We start from the raw sequence: 23403 nt of genomic DNA on the forward strand, positions 1-23403 counted from the left end.
ATCTATGCAAAGACTTCTTCTCAACCCTGACACTTGCCGTGACGGCCTAGGGTGAAGACCGTGACGAAGCTCGATCAGGACGGCCTGATCCCGCCGTCCGATCCCTGGCACGAGGCCGCCCCGCCGCCGGACCCGGTCTGGCCCCCGCCCGTGCCCGACGACCCCCAGCCGCGGCCGCGTACCCGCTGGTGGTTGTTGATCCTCGTGGCGGTGGTCGTGGTCGCGGTGGCCTTCGGCGTGGCCCTGCGACCCGTGCGATCACCCGAGCCGGCCCGGACGCCCGTCGCCCCACCGCCCGCGAAGCAGGCGACGTCGGCGAGCCCGGCCGCGGCCCGGACCGTCCTCTACGCCGTGACGGCCGGCTCCGGCGACATCGGCAGCGTCCAGTACACCGACCAGGACGGCGACATCATCAGCCGCGGCGGCGTCCCGCTGCCGTGGCGGGTCACCTTCCACGTCACCGGCGATCAGCACCCGTTCGTGCTGATCGCCCAGCGCAAGAAGGGCGGCACCGGCCCGGTGACCTGCTCTATCACGGTCGGCGGCGAGGTGCTCAGCAGCGCCACCGAGACGGGCCGGTACGCCGCCCCCGAGTGCGCGGCCTGAGAACGAGCCGTCTCACCCGGGGTGGAGTCCCGCGTACCGTGGCGCCATGAAGATCGTCGTACTGGACGACTACCAGCGGGTGGCCCGCTCCTTCGGCCCGTTCGACACGCTGGCCGACGCCGAGGTCGAGGTGCTGCACGAGCACCTCGACGACCCGACGGAAGCCTTGCACGGCGCCGAGGTCGTCGTGGCGATGCGCGAGCGCACGCCCTTCCGCGCCGAGACCTTCGCCGAGCTGCCCGCCCTGAGGCTGCTGGTGACCACCGGGATGGCGAACGCGGCCATCGACCTGGCCGCCGCCGCGGCGCACGGCGTCACGGTCTGCGGCACCACCGCGTCGGGCTCCGCGAAAAGCTCGAACACGGCCGAGCTGACCTGGGCGCTGATCCTGGCCTGCCGCCGGCACGTGGTGGCCGAGGACCGGGCGCTGCGCGAGGGCCGCTGGCAGACCACGGTCGGCACCGAGCTGGCCGGCAGCACCCTCGGCGTGCTCGGGCTGGGCCGGCTCGGCGGTCAGGTGGCGCGGATCGGACGGGCCTTCGACATGCGGGTGATCGCGTGGAGCCGGAACCTCACCGGCGAGCGGGCGGCCGAGGTCGGGGCGGAACCGGTGAGCCGGGCGGAGCTGTTCGCGGCCAGCGATGTGCTGACCGTTCACCTCAAGCTCAGCGAGCGCACGATCGGCCTGATCGGGGCGGCCGAGCTCGCCGCGATGAAGCCCTCCGCGATCCTGGTCAACACGTCGCGCGGCCCGATTGTGGACGAGAGCGCGCTGGTCACCGCGCTGACCGCCGGCACGATCGCCGGCGCCGGCCTCGATGTGTACGACGTCGAGCCGCTCCCGGCCGGGAACCCGCTGCGCGGCGCGCCGAACACGGTCCTGCTGCCGCACCTGGGCTACGTCACCGAGGGCGGCTACCGCACGATGTACGGCCAGATAGTCGAGGACATCGCGGCCTGGCGCGCCGGATCACCGCTGAGAGTGCTGACGGCATAGAAAAGCCGCCCCCGGGGGAGTCGGGGGCGGCTTTCTCAAAAGACCGTTACTTCGCGAACTTCGCGTACTTGGCCCGGAACTTCTCGATGCGGCCCGCGGCGTCGAGGACCCGCGTGCGGCCCGTCCAGAACGGGTGGCTGGCCGCCGAGATCTGCACGTCGACCACCGGGTACGTCTTCCCATCGGTCCACTCGACGGTCTTGGTGCTCGTCTCCGTGGAGCGGGTGAGGAACGCGTAGTCCGCATTGCGGTCGCGGTACACGACGTCGTGGTAGTCGGGGTGGATTCCGCTCTTCATGGCTCTGTCCTCCAGTGCGATCCCTGCGGCGAGATCGACCACCACAACCGATCCGCGGGACTCGATATTTCGGTCCGGAGTGTGTCCCGCGAGACACCCGGTCAGAGCTTCACGTCGGCGGCCAGGGGAGTGGTCGGTGTCTTCGACCCGCCGGGCGGCTCGACGGAAACGCCCACGTCAGAGGCCTGTCCCATGCCCTCGACGATCTGCACGGCGGCGGTCTGGCCGGGCGCGAGCGTGCCCTCGGGGATCGGGACCGCCGAGCGGATCGTCCACAGCTGGAAGACGCGGCCGTCCGAGGGGGCGGCGTCGGCGGCGAGCATGATGACCCCGGCGTCGTGCAGTTTCGAGGTCGCGACCGTGACACGTCCACCGCCGGTCACCGGCTCCTCCTTGACCACGAGATCGGGGGAGGCCAGCAGCGCCCGTACGCGCGACTCGGCGGCCTGGGCCGCTTCGGCGCGCGCCTGCTCCACGCGTACACGATGATCTTGAAGGGTGTAGGCGGCCGTTGCCGCGCCGGCGGCGGCGACCACGACGGCGGCCGCGGCACTCACCAGGCGCAGGCGGCGCGAGGAGCGGGCCGGAGCGGTGGCCGGCGCCGGAGCCGGGGCCGGGGAGATCGGGGCGATCTGGCGGACCGAGCCGATCGCGGCGAGGACGTTGTCGCGCAGCCCGGGCGGCGGCACCGACCAGGCGCCGTCGGCGAGCCGGGCCGAGGCCTCGCGCAGCTCGCTCACGTCGGCACGGCAGGCGTCGCACTCGCGCAGATGCCGGTCGAAGGCGGCGCGCTCGATGTCGTCGACCGCGTCGAGCACGTACGGCCCGAGCAGGGTGTGCACGTCAGCGGTGTTCATGCGACTGCCCCCGCTCCGAGGCAGTCCCGCAGTCGGATCAGTCCGTCGCGCATTCTCGTCTTCACCGTCGGGAGAGGGGCGCCGAGGAGCTCGGCCACCTGGGGATAGGTGTGTCCCTGGTAGTACGCGAGGGTCACGGCCTCGCGCTGCAGGTCGGTCAGGTCGTGCAGGCAGCGGCGCACCTGCTGGCGCTCGAGGCGGCCGGAGACCTCGTCGGCGACGGCGTCGTAGGGGACGTCGACCTGGGCGCGGCCGACGTAGGTGAGGCGTTCGCTGGCGGCCTGCTCGGAACGGACCCGGTCGACCGCCCGGCGGTGGGCGATCGTGCAGATCCACGACGTGGCCGAGCCGCGGGCCGGGTCGAACCGGGCGGCCGAGCGCCACACCTCGACCAGCACCTCCTGGGCGACCTCCTCGGACTGGGCCGGATCGCGCAGCACCCGCCGGATCAGCCCGTAGACGCGGGGCGCGACCAGGTCGTAGAGGCGAGCGAACGCCTTCTCGTCGCCGCCGGCCACCGCGCGCAGCAGATCGCCGGGGTCCGGATCGGGGTCCGGCACCGCCGACAGGTGCTCGGGCCGGCGGCTCGTGCCGCGCTCCGCCATCTGGTCCGCCCTTTCGCCGTGGCCTACGTCATACCACCCGGCATTCGGAGCAGGAGTGCGGCCGGATGGGCGGCGCGACGGAAATTGTTGTCGCGCCGCCCGCCGAAGGTCAGACCGCTCGGGCCAGGGAGACCGCGAAGAGCCCGTCGCGGTCGGTCCACCAGTGGTCGAGGGCGAAACCGGCCTCGGCCAGTTCCCGCTCGACCCCGTCCCGGCGGAACTTCGCGGAGACCTCGGTGCGGACCTCCTCGCCGGCCGCGAAGTCGACGGTCAGGCCGACGCCCGGGATCGACACCCGCATCGGCCAGCGGGCGCGCAGCCGCATCTCGATCCACTCCTGGTCGGCGTCCCACAGGGCAACGTGGGCGAAACCGTCCAGGTCGAAGTCGGCGCCGAGGCTGGAGTTGAGCACCCGCAGCACGTTGCGGTTGAACTCGGCGGTCACCCCGTCCTCGTCGTCGTAGGCCGGGACGACCACGCGCGGGCTCTTCACCAGGTCGGTGCCGAGCAGCAGGTGCTCGCCCGGCTCGAGCACCGAGCGAATATCGGCGAGGAACTCGGCCCGCTCGGCCGGGATCAGGTTGCCGATCGTCCCGCCGAGGAACGCGACCAGCCGGTCACCGCCGTCCGGCAGGTGTTTCAGGTGGCGGGTCATGTCGCCGACGATGTTGTGGATGCGCAGGCCGGGGTAGTCGGCGGCGATCCGGACGGCGGCCGCCTCCAGCGCCGTGGGCGACACGTCCATCGGGACGAATTTCTCGAGCGTGCCCTGCCCGGTCAGCGCGTCGAGCAGCAGCCGGGTCTTGGTCGAGTAGCCGGCGCCCAGCTCGAGCAGCGCCCGGGCCCGGGTGCGCCGGGCGATCTCAGGCGCGTGGTCGGCGAGGATCTGGCGCTCGGCGCGGGTCGGGTAGTACTCGCGGAGCTCGGTGATCTTCTCGAACAGCTCGCTGCCCCGGGCGTCGTAGAACCACTTGGGCGGCAGCCATTTCCGGTCGGCGGTGAGGCCGGCGATCACATCGGCCCGCAGCGTGCGGGCCAGATCGTCGGCGTCCAGATGAACTTCGAGCGCGGGGGCGTTCATGCTTCTCCCAGCGGAGTGAGGGTCAGGTTGGTCGGCGAGGCGGTCAGCAGGGTCCCGTCCGGGACCGGCCGCCAGGCGGGGCGGTCGTCCAGCGGCTCCGAGGCCACGACGACCGTATTGATCGAAAAATCAAATATGTACGACAAGGAGTGGCCGACGGCCGTGGCGGCCAGCGACACCCCGTCGGTGAGCAGCAGGTTGAGCCGGGAGCCCGGGGCGCCCCGCAGCACCTCGGCGACCACGCCGGTGACCGCCGCGGCGAGCGGGGCGCCGGCCCGCAGCCGATCGCGGACCAGGACCCACAGCAGCGCCGCGTCCGTCGGCGCCGGCATCGTCAACAGATCGTTGACCGGCAGTGTTCCGGCCAGCTTGGCCACCGACGTCGGCCACCCGGCGACGACCCCGTTGTGGCTGAACAGCCACGGTCCCTCCCCGAACGGCGCGGCCGCGGTCTCGGTGACCGGCATGCCGGTGGTCGCGCTCCGGACGGCCGCGAGTATCGCCCCGGACGAGACCGCCGCGGCCAACCCCGGCAGCGTCGTGTCGCTCCAGATCGGCGTGTGCCGCCGGTAAATGACAGCACCACCGGGCGTGTGCCACCCGACGCCGAACCCGTCCGCGTTGATCGTGCCGCCGCCGCGCATCTCGCGCGGCGCCCACGACTGGTGATTGAGCGAGTGCGGCGGATCGAAGAGCAGGCCGGCCAGGGGCGTGGGCGGCCCGAGATAGGCCAGATGCCGGCACATCAGGCGTCCCGCGCGCAGCGGAACCCGCTGAAGATCTGCCGCCGGATCGGGTAGTCCCAGTTGCGGAACGTGCCCCGGCAGGCCGACCGGTCGGTGCCGAACGAGCCACCGCGCAGCACCTTGTACTCCGGGCCGAAGAAGACCTCCGAGTACTCCCGGTAGGGGAACGGCGCAAAACCGGGATAACCGTGGAAATCGGTCGACGTCCATTCCCAGACGTCCCCGATCAGCTGGTGCACCCCCCAGGGCGAGACACCCATCGGGTACGCCCCGGCGGGCGCGGGCCGGAGATGACGTTGTCCCAGGTTTGCGTGCTCGGCGGCCGGTGGGTCGTCGCCCCACGGGAAGCGCCGGGACCGACCGGTCGCGGGGTCGAGGCGGGCCGCTTTCTCCCACTCGGCCTCGGTGGGCAGCCGCTTGCCGGCCCACGCCGCGTAGGCGGCGGCCTCGTGGAAGCAGACGTGCACCACCGGCTCGTCGGCCACGATCCGCTGGGTGCGGCCGAACGACGTGGACGCCCATCCGTCGCCGTCCCGCGACCAGTGCTGCGGGGCGACGAGCCCGGCCGACTGCCGGTGGGCCCAGCCGGCCTCGCTCCACCACCGCGGGTCGTCGTAGCCGCCGTCGTCGATGAAGGCCGCGTACTGCCCGTTGGTGACCAGGGCGCGATCGATGTGGAAGGCCGGGACGATCACCTGGTGTGCCGGCCGCTCGTTGTCGAGGGCCCATGGCTCGGTGCTGGTGCCCATGGTGAACGGCCCGGCCGGGATAAGCGCCTCGCCGGTCACCGGCACGGCCGGCGCGGGCGGCGGCGGCGCCTCGAGCACCGGCGCCCCGGTGCGCAGCTGGTGGGTGGCGAGCATGGTCTCGTCGTGCTGCTGCTCGTGCTGCACGATCATGCCGAACGCGAACCCCTGGTCGACCAGCGGCGTGCCGTCCAGCCGGCTGCGGGAGAGCACGTCGAGAGCCTTGTCCCGGACGGTAGCCACGTACCGCCGGGCCTCGCCCGGGCCGAGCAGCGGCAACTGCGGCCGGTCGCGGCGCGGGTGCTTGAACGCGTCGTACAGCTCGTCGATGTCGCGGCGGACCGGCTCGCGGCCGCCGACGTCGCGGACGAGCCAGAGCTCCTCCTGGTTGCCGACGTGGGCGAGGTCCCACACCAGGGGGGACATGAGCGGGGAGTGCTGGCGGATCAGGTCGCCCTCGTCGACCGACTCGGTCAGCAGGGTGGTGCGGTCGCGGGCCCGCCCGAGCTCGGCGGCGACGAGGTCACGCAGGCGGTCGGTCTCGATGGTCATCGGCGCTCCCCGGCGACGGCGGCGCGCGGCCGGAAGATCTGGTGGGTCATGACTGCTCCTCGGCGGCGCCCAGGCGCCGGTGGACGGTCTCGGTGACAAAGGTGCGGACGGATGTCGGGAGCTCGGCGTCGAGCCGGCCCAGAGCCAGCTCGGCGACGGCGGTGGCGGCGCGGTGCAGCGCGCGGTCCGTGAGACCGGACCGGTACGCCGCATGCCAGGACCCGGCCACCGGCGAGGCGAGCTCGAGGGCGGCCGAGGTGGTCGCCGGGTCGGCGAACAGGGCGGCGAGCACCGCGACGGGCGCGATCCACTCGTCGCCGGGCTGGCTGTCCAGGTACCGCACCTCGAGGTAGCCCCGCGGGCGCACCGGCGGGAACAGCGTGGACAGGTGGTAGTCGACGTCGGCGATGGTCGGCGGGTCGGGCAGGGCGCCCGCGATCCAGTCGGCCAGGGTCACGCCGGGCGGCGGGTCCCAGCAGGTGTCGCCGCGGCGGACGCAGACCAGGGGAGCGGCCAGCGCGTACCGCACCCAGCCGGCCGCGGGATCGCCCGGCGGGCCGACCGGCGGATGGGTGACCCGCGGCTCCATCGCCCACCAGGCCGCCATGCGGGCCGAGGCCAGCCCGGTGTCGCGGCCGGCGTGCCGGGGTGAGTTGGCGAACAGGGCGAGCAGCGGCGGGCCGAGCGCGAGCGCGGCCGCCCACCGGGTGGGCAGCTGGGCGGGCGTGCCGGCGTCGAGGCAGACCTGCAGGCCGGCGGTGCTGCTCATCATGATGCGGCCGTGCCGCCCGCGGGCGTCGAAGAACCGCTCCATCGCCGCGTAGCGCGGGGTGTCGAGCAACCGCCGGGGCGGCCGGTGCGGGTCGATGCCGTGCTCGCCGAGGCGCAGGCCGGCGTCGTCGAGCAGATCGGTGAGATGGGCGAGATCGGCGGTGACGGCCGCGTGCAGCGCGGCGGTCGAGCGGGCCGGTGCCGAGGAGATCTCCAGCTGGCCGCCGGGCTCGATGGTGATCTGGCCACCGGCGGGCAGCGGGTCGGGCGAATGCCCGGGTAGCAGGGTGGCGGGCGTGTGCCGGCCGAGGGCTTGCCGCAGGGTTTCGCGGTCGAGTGGCGCGCGGGGCGCCGCGGTGTGGTGCAGGGTCCATTCGAGCTCGGCGCCGATGAGCGCCGGTGGGCCCGTCTTGAAGCAGATGGCGCGGATGCGCGCCTCCACTTCCTCCTGAGTGCGCAACCGGCGGCTGGTGGCCGCGGCGGCGTCGTGGTCGAGCGTCGTCATCGAACGTGCTCCCGTCGTCACGAACGGTAGGCTCCGTTACCTCGACGGACGATACGGGCGGGGTCCGACAACTTTTGGCCGCGGGATCGTCCGATCGGGACGCGTATGCGCCTCTTCCTGCGGATTCGTCCCGATAGTGACCTGCGTCACGCCTCGAACCGGCCCCGCGCGGCCTCCACCTCGCCCAGATGCTCGGACTGCCAGGCGGCGAGCGACGCGAAGACCGGGCTCAGACTGCGGCCCAGCTCGGTGATCTCGTACTCCGCGCGCGGCGGGACCTCGGCGAAATAGGTCCGGGTGACCAGGCCGTCGCGCTCGAGCCGGCGCAGCCGGTCGGTGAGCACCTTGGCGGTGACGCCGCCGATCCGCCGGTGCAGCTCGACGAAGCGCAGCCGCCCGTCGTTGTGCAGCGTGAGCAGGATCGGCGTGGTCCAGCGGCTGAACACGATGTCGACGACGGGCCCGATGGGGCAGGCCGCGACCGGGCCGTCGTCGTTCATGGGGTCAGTTGTACCTCGGTCAGGGGCGGAACGCGCCCGCATTCCGGGCGGCCCAGGCGGCGAACGGATGCGGCGCGCGACCCAGGATCTTCTCGGCGTCCGGGCTGATCCGCTGCTCCCCGGGCGTGGGCGAGCCGAGGATCTCGAGCGTCCCGTCGGCCACGGCCGGCGGCATGAACCGCAGCATCGCCGATCGGGCCTCCGCCGCCGACTGCTCGACGAACCGGATCGGGGTGCCGAGCGCGTCGCCGAGATCCCGGGCCCGCGACCGTGGCGTGCTCAGCTCGGGCCCGGTCAGCTCGTAGGCCTGCCCGCCGTGACCGTCCTTGAGCAGCACGGCCGCGGCGACCCCCGCCAGGTCGAGCGGATCGACGACCGGCAGGCCGACATCCCCGAAGGGCGCCGCAACAGTCCCTTGTGACCGGATGGAAGGCGCCCATGCGTACGCGTTGGAATCAAAGCCACCCGCGCGCAGCAAGGTCCATTCCAGGCCGGAACCCACGACGGCCTGTTCGAGCGCCAGCATCGGCGCGTAGGACGCGGACCCCGGGCGCGTCGCGACCGCTTGCGAAGACAACAAAGCCAGTTTGCGTACGCCCGAAGCGCGCACCCGGTCGACGACGGCACCCGCGTCGACCCCGTCGCCGGCCCCCGGCACGAGCAGGAACACGGCGTCCGCGCCCGCGAACGCGGCCCGCAGCGAGTCCGGTTCGCCCAGGTCGGCCCGCACATGCCGCACCCCGTCGGGCCCGTCACCGCGCGACACCGCGGTCACCTCCGCGCCTCGGCCGGCCAGCATTTCCACAAGCGGCCGGCCCACGTTGCCGGTCGCACCCACTACGACGATCATCAGCCTGTACTTCCCTTCGGATACCGGTTCGGACCTGCGGAAAAGCTAGCCGCGGCGGTCCATTAGGTACCTAGGGGTAACTGGCTGTGGGCTGCGTCACGCGGGCCGGGAGAGGGGGGCGCGGACCCGGCCGCCCGCACCCCGATTAGGATCGAATCCCGTTCCCATGAGCTTCCACGAGCGTAAATCCGGCCGTGCAAACGGGTCAATGGTCATCAATGGAACGGATTTCGTTCCTATTGCTACGCTCGCGGCGTGAACGCCAACGAGCGGCTCATTCTCGCCGCCGTGCGTGACCGGGGCGCCATGGATCGCGCCGCCCTGGCCGCCGCGGCCGGCCTGCCGAAGACGACCGTGGCCGGGGTGGTCGCCCGGCTGCTGCGCGACGGCGTGCTGGCCGAGCGGACCGGTGCGGGCGGCGGGCGGCGCGGGCGGCGGGCCGGCGAGCTGACCCTCGCGCCGCGCCGCGACCGGATCGGCGTGATCGCCATGTCGCACGGCCAGGTGCGGGCCGCGGTGGCCGGCCTCGACGGCGCGATCCTGGCCCGCCGGGACGCGACCCTCGCCGACGCGCGCGACGAGCGGGAGATCATCGGTCGCGGCCTCGACCGGCTGGCGGAAGCGGCCGCGGTGGCAGGCGCCGCGCCGAGCCGGGTGGTGATCGGCGTGCCGGCGCCGTTCGAGCGCGGGGTCGGGGTGCTCACCGGGCCGGCGCCCGAGCCGCTGCGCGACGGCGACCTGGGCGCGCTGATCGACCGGCTGCACTCCGATCCGTCCGGCGCCGCCGGCGAGCGGCTCGGCGTGCCGGTGACCGCCGAGAACGACGCGAACCTCGCGGTCCTCGGCGAGGCGGTGTTCGGCGCCGGGCGCGGCCTGAGCGCCTTTGTCTACGTCAAGGTCGTCGAGGGGCTGGGCGCCGGGCTGTTCCTCAACGGCGCGCTCTACCGGGGCGCGCGCGGGCTGGCCGGGGAGATCGGGCACGTGCAGGTCGCCGAGGACGGGCCGTGGTGCCGCTGCGGCGGGCGCGGCTGCCTGCTGCACCGGATCCGCGGCTCGGCGCACTCCTACGTGGCCTCGGCGTACCACAAGCCGGTCGACTTCACGGATGTGCTCGGGCTGGCCTCGGCGGGGGAGGCCGGCACTCGGCGCATCCTCGCCGACGTGGGCCGCCGGGTCGGGCGGGTGCTCGCCGACACGGCGACAATGCTCGCGCCCGAGGCGATCGTGGTGGACGGCGCGCTCGGCGCGGGGACCGACGCGTTCCTGGCCGGGGTGCGGGAGATGCTCGAACGGCACACCGCGCCGGTGGTCGCGGGCGCCGTGCGCCTGCTCGGCGGCGAACTGGGCGACGCGGCGGAGATTCTCGGCGCGGTCGCGCTGGCCCGCGGCGAATCCATCGTGACCTGACCATCGGCGGCTGACCATCTTGTCACCGTCACCCTCGGCAATATCGGGGATCCTCATGGCGCCCGGCGGCCACTAGGCTCCCCGTGACATCACCTCCTACTCTATGTAGCCCCCACCGTTCCACCCGCGACCCCGCTCCGGCGTCTTTGCACTTGGAAACGGACCGATGCCCATGCATCACCACAATGTCTACTACGGGCAGCAGCACATACTGGCCCGGTACTGCGGGCTGGACGACGAGTTCCCGCCCCGCATCCCGGGCTACCTGCAGCACGGCTGGAACGTGGGCTGCGGCTGGAACCCCGCGCACGAGTTCTTCGACGGCGCCTGGCGGTACGTGTGGAGCGACGCGCCCCGGCGGCGCGGTCATTCCCTCGGCCGGCGCAACCACGCGGTGATCGGCGCGCCGATGCTCTACCTGATGGACATGGAGCCCGACCTGGGCCGGGTGCCGGGCGACGAGCGTAAGGGCACCCTGTGGTTCCTGTTCCACGGCTGGGACGCCCCCGGTCACCGCGGCGGCAAGATCCACGGCGACCACGCGCGGTTGATCAGCGAGATCAAGGAGACCGAGTCCGAGCCGGTCACGATCAGCCTGTACTACACCGAGTACCAGCGCCCCGAGATCCGCCACTCCTACGAGGACGCCGGCTTCGAGGTGATCTGCTTCGGCCGGCGCGGCTGGCACTACGAGGGCACCGACCGGCAGTTCCTCCACAAGCTGCTCGCGGCGCTCCGCCGGGCCAAGCGGGTCGCGTCCAACCGGCTCGCCACGGCGATCTTCTACGGGGTGGCCGCGGGCTGCCACCCGGCCGTCTACGGCGACACCATGGAGCTCGAGGGCGACAACCCGGCGTTCGGCGGACAGGCCCGGATCGCCCGGCTGTGGGGCGACATGCTGGGCAAGGACATCGACCTGGCCACCGCCCGGGCCATCACCGACGAGGAGCTCGGCCGGGCGTGGACGATGCCGCCGGCCGAGCTGCGCATGCTCTTCGATTGGAACCGGCGTGACTGACAGCGTGCTTTACGTCCGGGGCGAGATCCAGCCGTGGACCGACTACGCGGGACACCGCGCCCCGGCCGGCGGGGCGCCGCTGCTGGCCCTGCTCGACGACCTGCTGCCGGATCCCGGATCCCGGACGCTGGTCGTGGGCCCGCACTCGCCTGAGCTGATCGAGCTGGCGGCCTCCCGGACCGGCGCGCTGACCGTTCTGGTCCGGTCGGTCAGCGACGCGCGGGATCTGCGGGCAGCCGTGCCGTCTCCCACCGTCACGGTGATCACCGGGGCGCTGGACGGGCTGGCCGGCGCCCCGCCGTACGACGTGGTGATCGCGGCGGACGGGCTCGATCGGGTGCTCGGCGCCGACTCGCCGGCGCTGGACTGGCCGGCGCGGCTCGCTCTCCTCTCCGCGCTGGCCACGGAGGACGCCGTCGTCCTGGTCGCGGTGGCGAACGAGTTCGCGCTGACCGGCCTGTACGACCGGCGGCCGGTCGGCGAACGGCACGGCGACGACGAGTGGCGGCCGCTGCACGACGACCCGGCCCGGCCGACGTCGCCGGCGCAGGTCGCCGCGGCGCTCGGTCCGCGGCTGTCGCGTCTCTACGCCACCTTCGACGCGGCGGGGCTGAGCCACACGCTGCTCGACGCCGCCGCGGCCGCCGCGACCCGGCCCGGACGGCCAGCGGCCCGGCTGGCCGCCGAGGCGCTGGCCGTGACGGCGGCGCACACGCCGCTGCTCGCGCCGGTCGCCGACGGGGCCGACGCGGCCGCCCGGGCCGGGCTGCTCGCCGCGGTCGCGCCCGGCTGGCTCGCGCTGCTCGGCTCGGGCGGGGCCACCCACACGGCGTACGCGCCGGCCGGTTCCCCTTCTGCGGGCGGGGTGCTGCTGGCCGACCTCGACGAGTCGGGGTGGACGCTGAGCGTGCGCGGCCAAGCTGCCGCCGTTCCCGCGTCCCGCCTGCCCGACACCGAGTCGGCCGAGACCCTGCTCTTCCGGCTGGCGGCGGCCGAGAACGTGCCCGGCTTCCGGGCGATCGCGGCCCGGCTCGGCGCCTGGGCCGGCCTGGCCGACGGCCTCGTCCTGCTCGACGACCTCTACCCCGACGGGGACGACTTCGCGCGGGGGCTCACCCACCCGGCCGGCGGCGAGGACGCCCCGGCGATCCTGGCCGCGGCCTACCACCGGCTGCGGGACCGCCTGGTCCGCGCCCACCGCCGCCACCCGTGGCCACCGTGGATGGTCGACAGCGACGACCTCGTGACCACCTGGCTCGGCATGTCCGGCATCGCCGACAACGCCGTCGCGGTGAAGCGCGGCCGCGAGATCGCCGACGGCCTGGCCGCCCCGCGGGCCGGCGAGCCCGACCTGCGTACGGTGCTGGCCGGCGCCGAGGACGACCGGCGCCGCGCGGCCGACCTGGCCGGCAAGGTCTTCGGCCTCGAGCGCACCCTCGGCTTCCGCGACCAGAGCCTGCGCACCCGCGAGCAGGAGATCCGCGCGTTGCGCGAGGAGCTCCGCACGACGGCCGAGGAGCTCCGCGCGACGCGGGGCGAGCTCCGCACGGCAACGGCCGAGCTCCTCAGGCTCCACGCCCTGCCGGTGATGCGCCTGCACTCGGTGACCCGGAAGGTCGCCAAGGTGCGCTACCCGCGCCAGTTCGCCCGGGCCATCAAGCACCGCCTCCGCAAGGGCTGAGGCTTTACCACCTCGCTGTCGGATCCGAGCCGACCCGTTCGTAGCGGGGGTGGAGAGCTCGAGTCAAGGAAGGCGGATCATCATGACCAGTACATCGGCAGGACCGGCCGGACCGTTGCGGTTCGGAGTCGTTGCTCCGATCACCACCGACGTGCCGGCGTGGCTGGACCAGCTCCGTGGTCTGGCCGACATGGGCTACTCGACGATCTTGATGCCCGACGTGCCGCAGTGGCAGCCGGCGCCGGGCCCCGCGCTGGCCGTTGCGGCGACGATCACCGATCTACGAGTGGGTACCTGGGTGTACGCGTCCCCGGTACGGCCGGCCTGGATCACCGCATGGGAAGCGCACTCGCTGACCGTCCTCACGGGCGGTCGTTTCGAGATGGGCATCGGCACCGGCCGGCCGGGGATCGCGGAACAGCTTCGCGAGCTGGGCTTGCCCGCGGTGCCCATGAACCAAAGATGGGGCCAGGTGCGTGAGGTGGTGACCGCCCTGCGAGAGCTGGACGGCCCGGACCTGCACACCCCCGTAGCGATGGCCGTGGGCGGCCCGAAAGCGCAAGCGGTGGCGGCCGAGCTCGCCGACACGGTGACCTTCGTGATGCCGCACACCGAGTCGCGGGCCGAAACGACGCAACGCGTGCGCGACTTCGACAACCGCCGCGCCGTGGAACTAGCGTTGCACGTGCCCGTGGTCGGCGACTCGATCGCTCCGTTCATGGCAGGTCCCGACACCGATGCCGCCGCCCTCCGCGCCGCGGACTCGCTGGCCTTCCTTCCGAGCGATCCCGCCGCGGCCACGGAGGAAATCCTCAGGCGGCGCGAGGAGATCGGCTTCTCGTACTTCGTCTTCGGAGCGGGCGTCGCCAGTGTCCTCGCTCCAGTAGTGGCCGACCTGGCCGGCCGGTAACCCACCACGGCGGCCCACGGGCGCTTCGACTGAGCCGGCCCGACGCTGTGAATGGGTCGTGAAGAAACCTGCCGCGATCCTGGGGTTGCGGGGTGGGCGGACGATATGGACGTGCTGGTGGTGTCCCGGGCTCGGGGCGAGTGGGTGATGTGGCGGGTTGGGCGGCAGCGGCTCGCCTGGCGGCCTGCTCGCTACGAGTCGTCGTGGCCGTCCGCGCCGCCCGGGTACAGCGCGCAGCCGTACTCTGCCTTGTTCTCCCTGCTGGCGACCATCGTGGTGCTGCCGTGGCGGGCGGTCACCAACCGATGGCCGGTGATCTGCTACGTGACGGTGCCGTTCAACGTCGAGACGCGGATGCGGCGCAGCCGGCCCATGCCCCGCGCGGACGCGGACGTGGTGGCCCGGCGGTGGGCGGCGTACATCGAACGGTTCGACGCGCCTCCGCCCTATCCGGACGATCTGCGGTGGCGTACCAGGGAGGGGATCGGGTTCGACCTGGGGCCCGATGTGCCCGCCGATCCTGAGGTGACGCGCGGATGGCATACCGCCGACGTGCCGCCCGATCCGAATTGAGCCAGGGCCGGCGGCGTAGGGGATGTCGGAATCCGGACGCGCTCGAGTTGGCCCGGCATGGGAGCATAAGGGCAGGTCAGCCTGGGGGGCGACGATGAAGGTCAGGGTCTATCACAACGGCGATGATGTCTTCATCGCGTGGAAGCCGGACGGGATCATTCCCGGCTGCCGTGGCTTCGGCTTGCTGCGGCGGCGCAACGGGGTGGAAGAGGTCGTCAGCACCTGGGTCGGGTTCGAGGGGGAGCAGGCCGCGGACGGCGAGCGGCGCGCCTCGACGAACTGGCCGATCCAGAAGTACCAGTGGACCGACTACATGGCCGAGCCGGGCGACGAGCTCGCCTACCGCGTGCTGCCGATGGTCGGGCCGGACAAGGCCAACCTGCGGGCCGACACCGCTACGGCCAGCGAGTGGACGGCGCCGATCACGCTGTCGCACGCGGTCTCGCCGGGTGTCGAGGTGCTGTTCAACCGGGGCATCGTCGCCTCGCAGTGGGTGGCGCGGCGGCTCGGCGTCACGGGCCACGACCTGCAGAACGAGTACCTCGACCGGATGATCGCGACGCCCGGCGACTCGCTCCGGGAGTACCTGGCCGGGCCGCTGGGCGACCGGCTCTTCGGCCTGCTCGAGGAGACGGTCGGCCGGGACGTGTACGCGGCGCTGTACGAGCTGGACGACCCGCAGCTGATGGACGCCCTGCTCGCGATCGGCGGGCGCGCCCACGTCGTGCTGGCCAACGGCAGCGTCGACAAGAAGGGCGAGGACCAGAACGCCACCGCGCGCGCCGTCCTGGTCGCCGGCGGGGTCGACGTGCACGACCGGATGACCGCGCCGCGGGCGCTGGGGCACAACAAGTTCCTCGTGATCTGCGAGGAGGACGGCTCGCCGCGCTGGGTGTGGACCGGCAGCCAGAACTGGACGATGACCGGCCTGTGCACCCAGGCCAACAACTCGGTGCTCATCGACGACCCGCGCCTGGCCGCCGAGTACCGCGCCCAGTGGGACCTGCTGCGCGAGGCCGGCGCGGCCAGTCCCGCGTCGCTCAAGCAGGCGAACACGGTTCCCCGCGATCAGCAGGTGGGCAAGGCCGGCGTACGCCTGTGGTTCACGCCCACGGTCGAGCACGCCGACCTGGTCGACACCCGGAAGATCATCGCGGGCGCGCAGCAGGCCGTGCTGTTCATGATGTTCAACCCCGGCCCGCGCGACTCGCTGCTCAACGCGATCCTCGACCTGGCCCGCGCCGAGCACGCTGGCGACCGGCTGTACTTCCGCGGTGTGCTCAACCAGGACCCGAGCACCAAGCCCAACCCGGTCGGCCTGTTCGACCAGAGCAACCGCGAGTTCGCCGACTACGACGTGGTGCTGCCCGCGGCGATCGACAAGCCCACCGAGTTCTTCCGGGCCGAGCTCAAGAAGCTCGACCGCGCGTTCGCGATGGTGCACAGCAAGGTGATCGTGGTCGACCCGTTCGGCGACCGCCCGGTCGTGCTGACCGGCTCGCACAACCTCGGCCCGAAAGCCAGCGGCACTAACGACGAGAACCTGCTGGTGATCCGGGACGCGCCGGGCGTGGCCGGGGCCTACGCCACGAACATCATGAGCGTCTACAACCAGTACCGCTGGCGCTTCCGCCGTCAGATCCAGCCCGCGAGCAAGCGCTGGAAGGGCCTGGTCGACCGGGACACCTGGCAGAACGGGTACCTCAAGCCCGGCAGCGCCGCCCTGCGCGAGATCGACTTCTGGGTCGGCGAGTAGGGGTCAGCGCACCCGCACGCCGGCCCGGAAAACGGCGCTCACCGTGGTGAGCGCCGCCGGGTCGGTCAGCGGGTCGCCGGCCACCGCGAGCAGGTCGGCGTCGTAGCCCGGGGCGACGCGGCCCTTGGTGTCGCCGAGCCCGCAGGCACGCGCCGGCAACGAGGTGACCGCCCGCAACGCCTCGACCGGCGGGATGCCGAGCAGGCCGGACAGCTGCGCCGGGCCGCGCGGCAGGGAGTCGTGCGGGCTCATCGGGCCGATGCCGGCGTCGGTGCTGCAGATCAGCGGGATGCCGGCCGCGCGGACGTTCCGGAAGACGGCGATGAGCAGCGGGATCATCATGGCGACGCGCGGCGGCGGCGGGGCGCCCGGCACCGGGGTGTGCGCGACGGTGGCGCCGATCGGGATGCCGGCGGCGGCGATCGACTCGAGCAGCGCCGGTTCGGTGGCGGCGCCGTCGGCGGTCATGAAGGTGCCGTGCTCGATCATGTCGACGCCGGCGGCCACGGCGTTGGCGATGCCGTCCCGGCCGTGGGCGTGGGCCGTGACCGGCAGACCGTGCCGATGGGCCTCGTCGACGGCCGCCCGCAGGTCGGCCACGTCGAACTGCGCCACGTGGGACGCCGTACCCTCGGTCATCTCGCCGCCGGTGGCCATCAGCTTGATCACGTCGACGCCGCGGGAGGCGTGCTCGCGGACCGCGGCCCGGATCTCCCCGGGCGGGGTTCCGCCGCCGAGAAACCAGCAATGCCCGCGGACCGTCGTGATCGGCGGGCCGGCGGCCAGGATCTGGGGGCCGGCGGCGGGGTCACCGGCCAGCTCGTCGCGGAGCTTGAGCGCCAGGTAGCCGCGGTCGCCGAGGTCGCGGACCGTCGTGATGCCGGCCGACAGCGCGAGCCGGGCGGCGGACCGCATCGTGGCGAGCACCTCGTCGTCGTCCCGGGCCGCGAGGCTGCCGACCGGGTCGGCGCTCGCGTCGAACGCGAGGTGCAGATGCGAGTCGACGAGCCCGGGCAGCATCGTGGCGTCGCCCAGGTCGACGAACTCCGCGCCGCTGGGTGGCTCGGCGCCGGGGAGGACGGCAGCGATCCGCCCGCCCTCGACCAGGACGACGGGACGCTCGACCGGATCGGCGCCGTCCCCGTCGAAGAGCCGGGCGGCGCGGATGGCGAGCATGGCGACAGCATAGGGGGAACGCATTGAACGATGTGCCCGCGTGGCCCGTACTGGTGGACGGCAGCGTAGCCGGGGGAGCGGAGAAGGAGTCGCGATGGCAGGGACCGGAATCGACACCTCGATCCTGCACAAAGGAGCGCATAGTGCGTCTTATTTCGATCTCGCTCGAAGTGCGGGCGAGGGTGTCGAGATCGTCGACTTCTGCATCCCCTGCAACCCGTACTTCCCGACCCCGGAGATGTTCGACGAGCTGTCCCGCGACCTGAAGAACATCCTCAAGTACTACCCGTCGGACTCGATGGGCATCACCAAGAAGCTGGCCAGCGTGCTCGGCCTGCACCCGCAGACCGTGGCCATGGCCAACGGCTCGACCGAGCTGATCACCTGGATCGACCACCTGCTGATCAAGGAGAGCGTGGCGATCCCGATCCCGACCTTCGGGCGCTGGACCGACCAGCCGTTCGAGACGGGCAAGCGGGTCGACATGTTCCCGCTGCAGGAGCGGGACGGCTTCCGGCTCAACCTCGACGACTACGTCCGGTTCATCCGCGAGCGCAACTCCCGGGTCGCGGTCATCTGCAACGTGAACAACCCGGACGGCAACTACATCCCGCGCCGCGACGTCATCCGGTTCATGGACATGCTGGGCGACCTCGACCTCGTGGTGATCGACGAGTCGTTCATCGACTTCTCCGACGCCGAGCAGTACCCGTCGGTCGGCCCGGACGCGGTGATCCGGCCGAACACGGTCGTGCTCAAGAGCCTCGGCAAGAACTTCGGCCTGCACGGCATCCGCTTCGGCTACATGCTGGCCAACCCGGCGATCGCCGCCACCATCGGCAAGGCGCTGCCCAAGTGGAACCTCAACTCGCTCGCCGAGAAGGTCGTCTTCATGATTCAAGAACATGAGGACGAGTACGAGGACAGCCTGCGCCTGCTGAGCCGGGACCGTCGCGGCATGGCCGCCGAGCTGTCGCGCGTGCCCGGGCTGACGGTCTTCCCGTCGCAGGGCAACTTCATCCTGGTGAAGCTGCCGACCGAGTGGTCGGGCGTGGCGCTGCGCGACTTCCTGGTCGCCAACCACGGCGTCTACACCCGCGAATGCGGCAACAAGCTAGGCATGACCAGCCAGTTCATGCGCATGGTCGTGCGGCCGGCGCGGGACGTCGACCGGCTGATCGACGGCATGATGGACTACGGCCGCCAGTTCATGGCCCGCCCGCAGTACGACGAGGAGCCGATCGACAGCCGCCGCGGGTGGAACAACCCGAACGACGTCCCGGACAACCTGATCCAGTACCCGACCCGCCGCAGCGACTACCCGGGACGACGAGCCGCCGGCCAATAACCCCGCAGGTCAATAAGCCGGGTCTCGTCGGTTGTTCGATCGCCGTACATATGGGTGTTCGTTTGATCCCTCATCGTGACGGCATGCCCCACTATCTCGATACGGTCGCCGCCAGCCCCTGGGTGCTGGCGGTCGTGTTCGTGGTGGCCGGGCTCGACGCGCTGCTGCCGTTCATGCCGAGCGAGTCGACCGTGGTCGCGTGCGGCGTCGCGGCGGCCGGGACCGGGCGCCCGCATCTGGTGCTGCTGATCGCGGCGGCCTCGGCCGGGGCGTACCTCGGTGACCAGGCCTCGTTCCGGATCGGGCGGCGCAGCACCGGGTCGGTCGAGGCGCGGCTGAGCCACCGGCGGGCCAAGGCCCTGCACGCCTGGGTGCAGCGCCTGCTGCACAGCCGGGGCGGGCTCGTGATCGTGTTCGCGCGCTACCTGCCCGGCGGCCGGTCGACGACGGCGCTCGCGGCCGGGATCGTGGGCTACCCGCCGGTGCGGTTCCACTGGTACACGGCCGTCGGCGTGGTGCTCTGGGCGATCGAGGCGGCACTCATCGGCTACCTGGGCGGCGCGGTCTTCGCCGGGCACCCGATCATGGGCTTTCTGCTGGCCGGAGCGGTGGCGCTGGCCGTCTCCGCGCTGGCCGTGCTGATCCAGCACGTGTTCGCCCCGGCCGCGGAGGACGAAACAGCATCGGACGAAGTGGAGCGAGTGACGGCATCGTGACAGACATGTATGCGTCATGTCTGGTTCGCTCGATCGTCGACCGCCTGCCACCGCCCGCCGGGAGGGTCCACCCATGCCTACCAGACGTCAACTTCTCGCCGGGGCCGCCGTGGCCGCCGGCGCCGCGGCCCTGCCCGGCAGCGCCGCCTATGCCCATGGCAGTTCCACGCTCTTCCCGCTCGGTGTCGCGAGCGGCGACCCGCTGCCCGACGGCGTGATCCTCTGGACCCGCCTGATCACCTCGTCGACCCGCAAGATCGAGGTGGAGTGGCAGGTCGCCACCGACGAGCGGTTCCGCCGCATCGTCCGCGCCGGCAGCACCTGGGCGAAACCGGAGCTCGCTCACTCCGTGCACGTCGATGTGCGTGGTCTGGCCCCGGCCCGGGAATACTTCTACCGCTTCCGGGCCAAGGGCAAAATCAGCCCGATCGGCCGTACGCGTACCGCGCCCTCGGTGCGTGAGGACTGCTCGCGGCTGCGGTTCGGCATCGTGAACTGCCAGGACTTCCAGAACGGGTACTGGCCCGCGTACTGGGGGCTGGCCGACGAGGACCTCGACGTGGTCGTGCACCTCGGCGACTACATCTACGAGTACGACCCGTCGAGCCGTTTCGCCGACCGCAACCACACCACGCCGCAGACCCCGGGCCTCGACCAGCTGGTCACGCTCGACGACTACCGGGCCCGGCACGCCCAGTACAAGACCGACCCGGCGCTGCAGGCCGCGCACGCCGCGTTCCCGTGGATCGTCACCTGGGACGACCACGAGACCGAGAACAACTACGCCTCGCTGGTCGACGAGATCGACGACACCGGCGCCAAGCACCAGGACCTCGCCCAGTTCGCCCGGCAGCGCGCCGCCGCGTACCAGGCCTACTACGAGCACATGCCGATCCGGGCCAACCTGCACCCGGGCAGTGCCGACCTGCGGATCTTCCGTCGCTTCGACTTCGGCCGGCTGCTGCGGATGAACGTGCTCGACACCCGGCAGTACCGCACCGACCAGCCCGGCGGTTTCCCCGGCGACTTCGGCCTGGCCGTGGCCGGCACCGCGAACACCGCCGGCACGCTCACCGGCGAGGACCAGGAGCGCTGGCTGCTCGGCGGCCTCGACCACTCGCCGGCCCGGTGGAACGTCGTCGCCCAGCAGGTGATGATGAGCCGGATCAAGTTCCCGAACCCGACCGGCGGCGTGCCGCCGCTGGTGGCCAACCTCGACCAGTGGGACGGGTACGCGCCGCAGCGCACCCGGCTGCTCACCCACCTGGCCGCGGCCCGGGTGGCCAACCCGGTGATCCTGGCCGGCGACATCCACTCCACCTGGTTCAGCGAGCTGCGCACCGACTTCGACCAGCCCGACCTCGCGCCGGTCGCGGTCGAGTTCACCGCCACCTCGGTCAGCTCGGACTTCCCGATCGCGTTCGACGCCCCGCTCAAGGCGCTCAACCCGACGCTGAACCCGCACGTGCGCTACTTCGACGGCTCGCGCCGCGGCTATCTGCGCTGCGTGGTGAACCGGTCGGCGTGGCACACCGACGTGCGCACGGTCGAGACCATCGACGTCCGCGAGACGCCGGTGACGACCTCGGCGTCGTACGCGGTGGAGGCCGGCACCTCGAGACTGGTCACTGCCTGACTCATCTTTTTGCGCCCGCCGTGCGTACTTCCTGTCAACGGTCTGTGAGAGGGAGGAACGCATGGTGGGGTGGCGTCGCTTGTGGGGTCCGGCCGTGGCGGCGATCGCGCTGATGCTCCTCGACCCGGAAATGGCCGGGGCGGAACCGGGAGTGCCGGTTCCGCCCAACGGGCTGCTCACCGACAAGGCCCAGGGCTCGATCTCGGCGGCCGACAAGGACTTCGTGACGAAGGTGCGGCTCGCCGGCCTGTGGGAGATCCCGGCCGGCGACATGGCGCAGGAGAAGTCGGACGACCCGCGCATCAAGCAGATCGGGGCCACGATCGCTGCCCAGCACAAGGCGCTCGACGAGCTCACCCGTACGGCCGCCAGGAAATTGAAGATCGATCTGCCGGACAAGCCGAACAGCGACCAGCAGAAGTGGCTCGGCGAGATGCGCGATGCCACCGGCACCGACTTCGACCAGGTCTACATCGACCGGCTGCGCGCCGCGCACGGAAAGATTTTTCCGGCGATCGCGACGATCCGGGCGAGCACCCGCAACGACACCGTGCGCCGGCTCGCGCAGCAGGCCAACCAGTTCGTGATGACGCACATGACGCTGCTGGAGTCGAGCGGCATCGTCGACTTCCAGGGGTTGCCGACGGCGCCACCGCCCACCACCAGCGCCGCGCCGACCACGCCGGTCGCCGCCCGGCAGAACTCCCTGCCCGGCTCGGGCACACCGATCGTGCTGCTCGCCCTGGCCGGGGGGATCCTCGCCGGCATCATCGCCACCCGGCTTCTGGTGAGCCGCCGGCCCCGGCGGTACTACCGAGGCTGACCGCCTTCGACGCGGGCGGTTTGGACGCGGGCGGCTTCGATACGGTAGGCGGATGCCGACCGATGTCGTGATCATCGGGGCCGGGCCGGCCGGTCTCACCCTCGCCAACCTGTTGCAACGCAACGGGATCGGCTGCGTCGTCCTCGAGGCGCGCGACCGTTCCTATGTGGAGGAGCGGCAGCGCGCCGGCGTCCTCGACCACTACGGCGGCCGCATCTTCGAGGAAGCGGGGCTCGCCGGCCAGGTTCTCGCGGGCGCGCCGCTCGAGACATTCCTGGAGCTCCGGTACGACGGCGAACCGCACCTGCTCGACGTGCCCGCCCTGGCCGGCGGGCGGGCCGGGCGGATCGTCCCGCAGCAACTGCTGGTGCGTCGCCTGCTGGCCGCCTTCCTGGCCGGCGGGGGAGACCTGCGCTTCGAGGCCGGGGACGTGGCGGTGCACGACCTCACGTCCTCGCCCCGGGTCACGTACACCGACGCGTCCGGCACGACCCACGAGCTCGCCTGCTCCTATGTGGCCGGCTGCGACGGCTTCCACGGGGTGAGCCGGCGCAGCATCCCCGAGGACGAACTCACCACGTACACGTTCGACCACGGCATCGGCTGGTACACGGTGCTCGCCGACGCGCCCCCGCCGCGCCACCCGCTCATGGCCATCGGACGGCACGGCTTCGCCGCCCAGTTCGCCCGTGGCACGGCCGCCAGCCGGTTCTACCTGCAGTACAAGCCGGGCGCCGAGGACCCGCGCGCCTGGCCCGACGCCGAGACCTGGGACAAGCTGCGGGTGCGGCTCGGCGACCCCGACCTCCCGGGCGGCGTCATCACCGACCGTGAGATCGTCGAGATGCGCAGCTTCGTGGCCGAGCCCATGGCGTACGGGAAAATGTTCTTGGCCGGCGATGCGGCCCACATCATCACGCCGATGGGCGCCAAGGGGATGAATCTGGCGATCGCCGACGCCCACGTGCTGGCCGGCGCGCTCACCTCGGCGCTGCGCGGCGACGACACCGCGCTGCGCGACTACTCCGACGTCTGCCTGCGCCGCACCTGGGACTACCAGGAGTTCTCCCGCTGGTTCACCGAGATGGTCCACGACACCGAGGGCGACCCGTTCCGCCGCAAGCTGGCCAAGGCCCGCTTCGACCGCCTCTTCACCAACCACGCCGCCGGGGTGGCCTTCGCCGACATGATGTCCGGCGTCGAGCTGGTCACCTGAGCGTTTCCCGTACGCCGGGGAGTTGCGGC

The 23403-nt window shown here is 72.3% G+C and carries 23 protein-coding genes; 13 read left to right on the forward strand and 10 right to left on the reverse strand.

What is annotated here, in order from left to right; translation table 11 throughout:
• The first annotated feature begins 60 nt into the window (after positions 1-60).
• Both A3CQ_RS0112735 and A3CQ_RS0112740 read left to right on the forward strand, forming a co-directional pair.
• Positions 61-606: an MmpS family transport accessory protein gene (locus A3CQ_RS0112735; RefSeq protein WP_040432257.1), complete on the forward strand. Its 546-nt coding sequence runs from the start codon at positions 61-63 to the stop codon at positions 604-606.
• Between the two features lie 46 nt (positions 607-652).
• A complete protein-coding gene (locus tag A3CQ_RS0112740) occupies positions 653-1603 on the forward strand; it encodes a D-2-hydroxyacid dehydrogenase family protein (RefSeq protein ID WP_020511321.1) in 951 nt (316 codons plus the stop codon).
• A gap of 46 nt (positions 1604-1649) precedes the next feature.
• Here the strand turns inward: A3CQ_RS0112740 and A3CQ_RS0112745 are convergent, their stop codons facing one another.
• The 9 genes from A3CQ_RS0112745 to A3CQ_RS0112785 form a co-directional block, all read right to left on the reverse strand.
• A complete protein-coding gene (locus tag A3CQ_RS0112745) occupies positions 1650-1901 on the reverse strand; it encodes a type B 50S ribosomal protein L31 (protein ID WP_020511322.1) in 252 nt (83 codons plus the stop codon).
• 101 nt (positions 1902-2002) lie between these two features.
• Positions 2003-2758: an anti-sigma factor gene (locus tag A3CQ_RS0112750; RefSeq protein ID WP_040432259.1), complete on the reverse strand. Its 756-nt coding sequence runs from the start codon at positions 2756-2758 to the stop codon at positions 2003-2005.
• Positions 2755-3363, reverse strand: coding sequence for an ECF RNA polymerase sigma factor SigK (sigK, locus tag A3CQ_RS0112755; protein ID WP_020511324.1), 609 nt, complete (start codon positions 3361-3363; stop codon positions 2755-2757). The genes A3CQ_RS0112750 and sigK overlap by 4 nt, the downstream gene beginning before the upstream one ends.
• Before the next feature lie 109 nt (positions 3364-3472).
• Positions 3473-4444, reverse strand: a complete 972-nt coding sequence (gene egtD, locus A3CQ_RS0112760; RefSeq protein WP_020511325.1) for an L-histidine N(alpha)-methyltransferase — start codon at positions 4442-4444, stop codon at positions 3473-3475.
• Positions 4441-5190, reverse strand: a complete 750-nt coding sequence (egtC, locus tag A3CQ_RS0112765) for an ergothioneine biosynthesis protein EgtC (protein ID WP_020511326.1) — start codon at positions 5188-5190, stop codon at positions 4441-4443. The genes egtD and egtC overlap by 4 nt, the downstream gene beginning before the upstream one ends.
• The gene (gene egtB, locus A3CQ_RS0112770; RefSeq protein ID WP_020511327.1) at positions 5190-6488 is read right to left on the reverse strand and encodes an ergothioneine biosynthesis protein EgtB; all 1299 of its coding nucleotides are present in this window, start codon (positions 6486-6488) and stop codon (positions 5190-5192) included. Before egtB ends, egtC begins: the two co-directional genes overlap by 1 nt.
• A 46-nt stretch (positions 6489-6534) precedes the next feature.
• Positions 6535-7764, reverse strand: a complete 1230-nt coding sequence (gene egtA, locus A3CQ_RS0112775; RefSeq protein WP_020511328.1) for an ergothioneine biosynthesis glutamate--cysteine ligase EgtA — start codon at positions 7762-7764, stop codon at positions 6535-6537.
• Between the two features lie 146 nt (positions 7765-7910).
• On the reverse strand, positions 7911-8264 hold the full coding sequence (locus A3CQ_RS0112780; RefSeq protein WP_020511329.1) for a winged helix-turn-helix transcriptional regulator: 354 nt from the start codon (positions 8262-8264) through the stop codon (positions 7911-7913).
• A 19-nt stretch (positions 8265-8283) separates the two neighbouring features.
• The gene (locus tag A3CQ_RS0112785) at positions 8284-9114 is read right to left on the reverse strand and encodes an SDR family oxidoreductase (RefSeq protein ID WP_026205633.1); all 831 of its coding nucleotides are present in this window, start codon (positions 9112-9114) and stop codon (positions 8284-8286) included.
• Between the two features lie 255 nt (positions 9115-9369).
• Between A3CQ_RS0112785 and A3CQ_RS52600 the strand changes: the two genes are divergently transcribed.
• From A3CQ_RS52600 to A3CQ_RS52605, 6 genes are all read left to right on the forward strand, one after another.
• Positions 9370-10521 (forward strand): ROK family protein, encoded by a 1152-nt coding sequence (locus A3CQ_RS52600; RefSeq protein WP_020511331.1) that lies wholly within the window; start codon positions 9370-9372, stop codon positions 10519-10521.
• A gap of 172 nt (positions 10522-10693) precedes the next feature.
• Positions 10694-11539 carry a hypothetical protein gene (locus A3CQ_RS0112795; RefSeq protein WP_020511332.1) on the forward strand — a complete coding sequence of 282 codons (846 nt, stop codon included), beginning with the start codon at positions 10694-10696 and terminating at the stop codon, positions 11537-11539.
• On the forward strand, positions 11532-13220 hold the full coding sequence (locus A3CQ_RS0112800) for a hypothetical protein (protein ID WP_026205634.1): 1689 nt from the start codon (positions 11532-11534) through the stop codon (positions 13218-13220). Before A3CQ_RS0112795 ends, A3CQ_RS0112800 begins: the two co-directional genes overlap by 8 nt.
• Positions 13221-13302: 82 nt before the next feature.
• The gene (locus tag A3CQ_RS0112805; RefSeq protein ID WP_026205635.1) at positions 13303-14130 is read left to right on the forward strand and encodes an LLM class flavin-dependent oxidoreductase; all 828 of its coding nucleotides are present in this window, start codon (positions 13303-13305) and stop codon (positions 14128-14130) included.
• A gap of 105 nt (positions 14131-14235) precedes the next feature.
• The gene (locus A3CQ_RS0112810) at positions 14236-14703 is read left to right on the forward strand and encodes a hypothetical protein (RefSeq protein ID WP_020511335.1); all 468 of its coding nucleotides are present in this window, start codon (positions 14236-14238) and stop codon (positions 14701-14703) included.
• Positions 14704-14797: 94 nt separating this feature from the next.
• The gene (locus A3CQ_RS52605; protein ID WP_020511336.1) at positions 14798-16459 is read left to right on the forward strand and encodes a phospholipase D-like domain-containing protein; all 1662 of its coding nucleotides are present in this window, start codon (positions 14798-14800) and stop codon (positions 16457-16459) included.
• A gap of 3 nt (positions 16460-16462) precedes the next feature.
• Here A3CQ_RS52605 and A3CQ_RS0112820 read toward each other — a convergent pair whose 3' ends face one another.
• Positions 16463-17635, reverse strand: a complete 1173-nt coding sequence (locus tag A3CQ_RS0112820; RefSeq protein WP_020511337.1) for an amidohydrolase family protein — start codon at positions 17633-17635, stop codon at positions 16463-16465.
• Between the two features lie 94 nt (positions 17636-17729).
• Between A3CQ_RS0112820 and A3CQ_RS0112825 the strand changes: the two genes are divergently transcribed.
• The 5 genes from A3CQ_RS0112825 (at position 17730) to A3CQ_RS0112845 (ending at position 23374) form a co-directional block, all read left to right on the forward strand.
• Positions 17730-18983: a pyridoxal phosphate-dependent aminotransferase gene (locus A3CQ_RS0112825; RefSeq protein WP_026205637.1), complete on the forward strand. Its 1254-nt coding sequence runs from the start codon at positions 17730-17732 to the stop codon at positions 18981-18983.
• 83 nt (positions 18984-19066) lie between these two features.
• Positions 19067-19699, forward strand: coding sequence for a DedA family protein (locus tag A3CQ_RS52610; protein WP_020511338.1), 633 nt, complete (start codon positions 19067-19069; stop codon positions 19697-19699).
• 73 nt (positions 19700-19772) lie between these two features.
• Positions 19773-21335 carry an alkaline phosphatase D family protein gene (locus A3CQ_RS52615; protein WP_084699035.1) on the forward strand — a complete coding sequence of 521 codons (1563 nt, stop codon included), beginning with the start codon at positions 19773-19775 and terminating at the stop codon, positions 21333-21335.
• Positions 21336-21396: 61 nt separating this feature from the next.
• Positions 21397-22158 (forward strand): DUF4142 domain-containing protein, encoded by a 762-nt coding sequence (locus A3CQ_RS0112840; RefSeq protein ID WP_026205638.1) that lies wholly within the window; start codon positions 21397-21399, stop codon positions 22156-22158.
• Positions 22159-22210: 52 nt separating this feature from the next.
• Positions 22211-23374, forward strand: coding sequence for a 4-hydroxybenzoate 3-monooxygenase (locus tag A3CQ_RS0112845; RefSeq protein WP_020511341.1), 1164 nt, complete (start codon positions 22211-22213; stop codon positions 23372-23374).
• Positions 23375-23403: the final 29 nt, after the last annotated feature.

It is taken from the genome of Paractinoplanes globisporus DSM 43857 (assembly GCF_000379645.1).
GTDB lineage: Bacteria > Actinomycetota > Actinomycetes > Mycobacteriales > Micromonosporaceae > Actinoplanes > Actinoplanes globisporus.

What these genes read in the sequence shown, in the direction of transcription:
- egtD (WP_020511325.1), bottom strand. Translation starts at nt 4,444, where the DNA reads ATGAACGCCCCCGCGCTCGAAGTTCATCTGGACGCCGACGATCTGGCC.
- A3CQ_RS0112750 (WP_040432259.1), bottom strand. Translation starts at nt 2,758, where the DNA reads ATGAACACCGCTGACGTGCACACCCTGCTCGGGCCGTACGTGCTCGAC.
- A3CQ_RS0112740 (WP_020511321.1), top strand. Translation starts at nt 653, where the DNA reads ATGAAGATCGTCGTACTGGACGACTACCAGCGGGTGGCCCGCTCCTTC.
- A3CQ_RS0112810 (WP_020511335.1), top strand. Translation starts at nt 14,236, where the DNA reads ATGGACGTGCTGGTGGTGTCCCGGGCTCGGGGCGAGTGGGTGATGTGG.
- A3CQ_RS0112795 (WP_020511332.1), top strand. Translation starts at nt 10,694, where the DNA reads ATGCATCACCACAATGTCTACTACGGGCAGCAGCACATACTGGCCCGG.
- egtC (WP_020511326.1), bottom strand. Translation starts at nt 5,190, where the DNA reads ATGTGCCGGCATCTGGCCTATCTCGGGCCGCCCACGCCCCTGGCCGGC.
- A3CQ_RS0112785 (WP_026205633.1), bottom strand. Translation starts at nt 9,114, where the DNA reads ATGATCGTCGTAGTGGGTGCGACCGGCAACGTGGGCCGGCCGCTTGTG.
- egtA (WP_020511328.1), bottom strand. Translation starts at nt 7,764, where the DNA reads ATGACGACGCTCGACCACGACGCCGCCGCGGCCACCAGCCGCCGGTTG.
- A3CQ_RS0112780 (WP_020511329.1), bottom strand. Translation starts at nt 8,264, where the DNA reads ATGAACGACGACGGCCCGGTCGCGGCCTGCCCCATCGGGCCCGTCGTC.
- sigK (WP_020511324.1), bottom strand. Translation starts at nt 3,363, where the DNA reads ATGGCGGAGCGCGGCACGAGCCGCCGGCCCGAGCACCTGTCGGCGGTG.
- A3CQ_RS52605 (WP_020511336.1), top strand. Translation starts at nt 14,798, where the DNA reads ATGAAGGTCAGGGTCTATCACAACGGCGATGATGTCTTCATCGCGTGG.
- A3CQ_RS52615 (WP_084699035.1), top strand. Translation starts at nt 19,773, where the DNA reads ATGCCTACCAGACGTCAACTTCTCGCCGGGGCCGCCGTGGCCGCCGGC.
- A3CQ_RS0112840 (WP_026205638.1), top strand. Translation starts at nt 21,397, where the DNA reads ATGGTGGGGTGGCGTCGCTTGTGGGGTCCGGCCGTGGCGGCGATCGCG.
- A3CQ_RS52610 (WP_020511338.1), top strand. Translation starts at nt 19,067, where the DNA reads ATGCCCCACTATCTCGATACGGTCGCCGCCAGCCCCTGGGTGCTGGCG.
- A3CQ_RS0112820 (WP_020511337.1), bottom strand. Translation starts at nt 17,635, where the DNA reads ATGCTCGCCATCCGCGCCGCCCGGCTCTTCGACGGGGACGGCGCCGAT.
- A3CQ_RS0112805 (WP_026205635.1), top strand. Translation starts at nt 13,303, where the DNA reads ATGACCAGTACATCGGCAGGACCGGCCGGACCGTTGCGGTTCGGAGTC.
- egtB (WP_020511327.1), bottom strand. Translation starts at nt 6,488, where the DNA reads ATGACCATCGAGACCGACCGCCTGCGTGACCTCGTCGCCGCCGAGCTC.
- A3CQ_RS0112825 (WP_026205637.1), top strand. Translation starts at nt 17,730, where the DNA reads ATGGCAGGGACCGGAATCGACACCTCGATCCTGCACAAAGGAGCGCAT.
- A3CQ_RS0112845 (WP_020511341.1), top strand. Translation starts at nt 22,211, where the DNA reads ATGCCGACCGATGTCGTGATCATCGGGGCCGGGCCGGCCGGTCTCACC.
- A3CQ_RS0112745 (WP_020511322.1), bottom strand. Translation starts at nt 1,901, where the DNA reads ATGAAGAGCGGAATCCACCCCGACTACCACGACGTCGTGTACCGCGAC.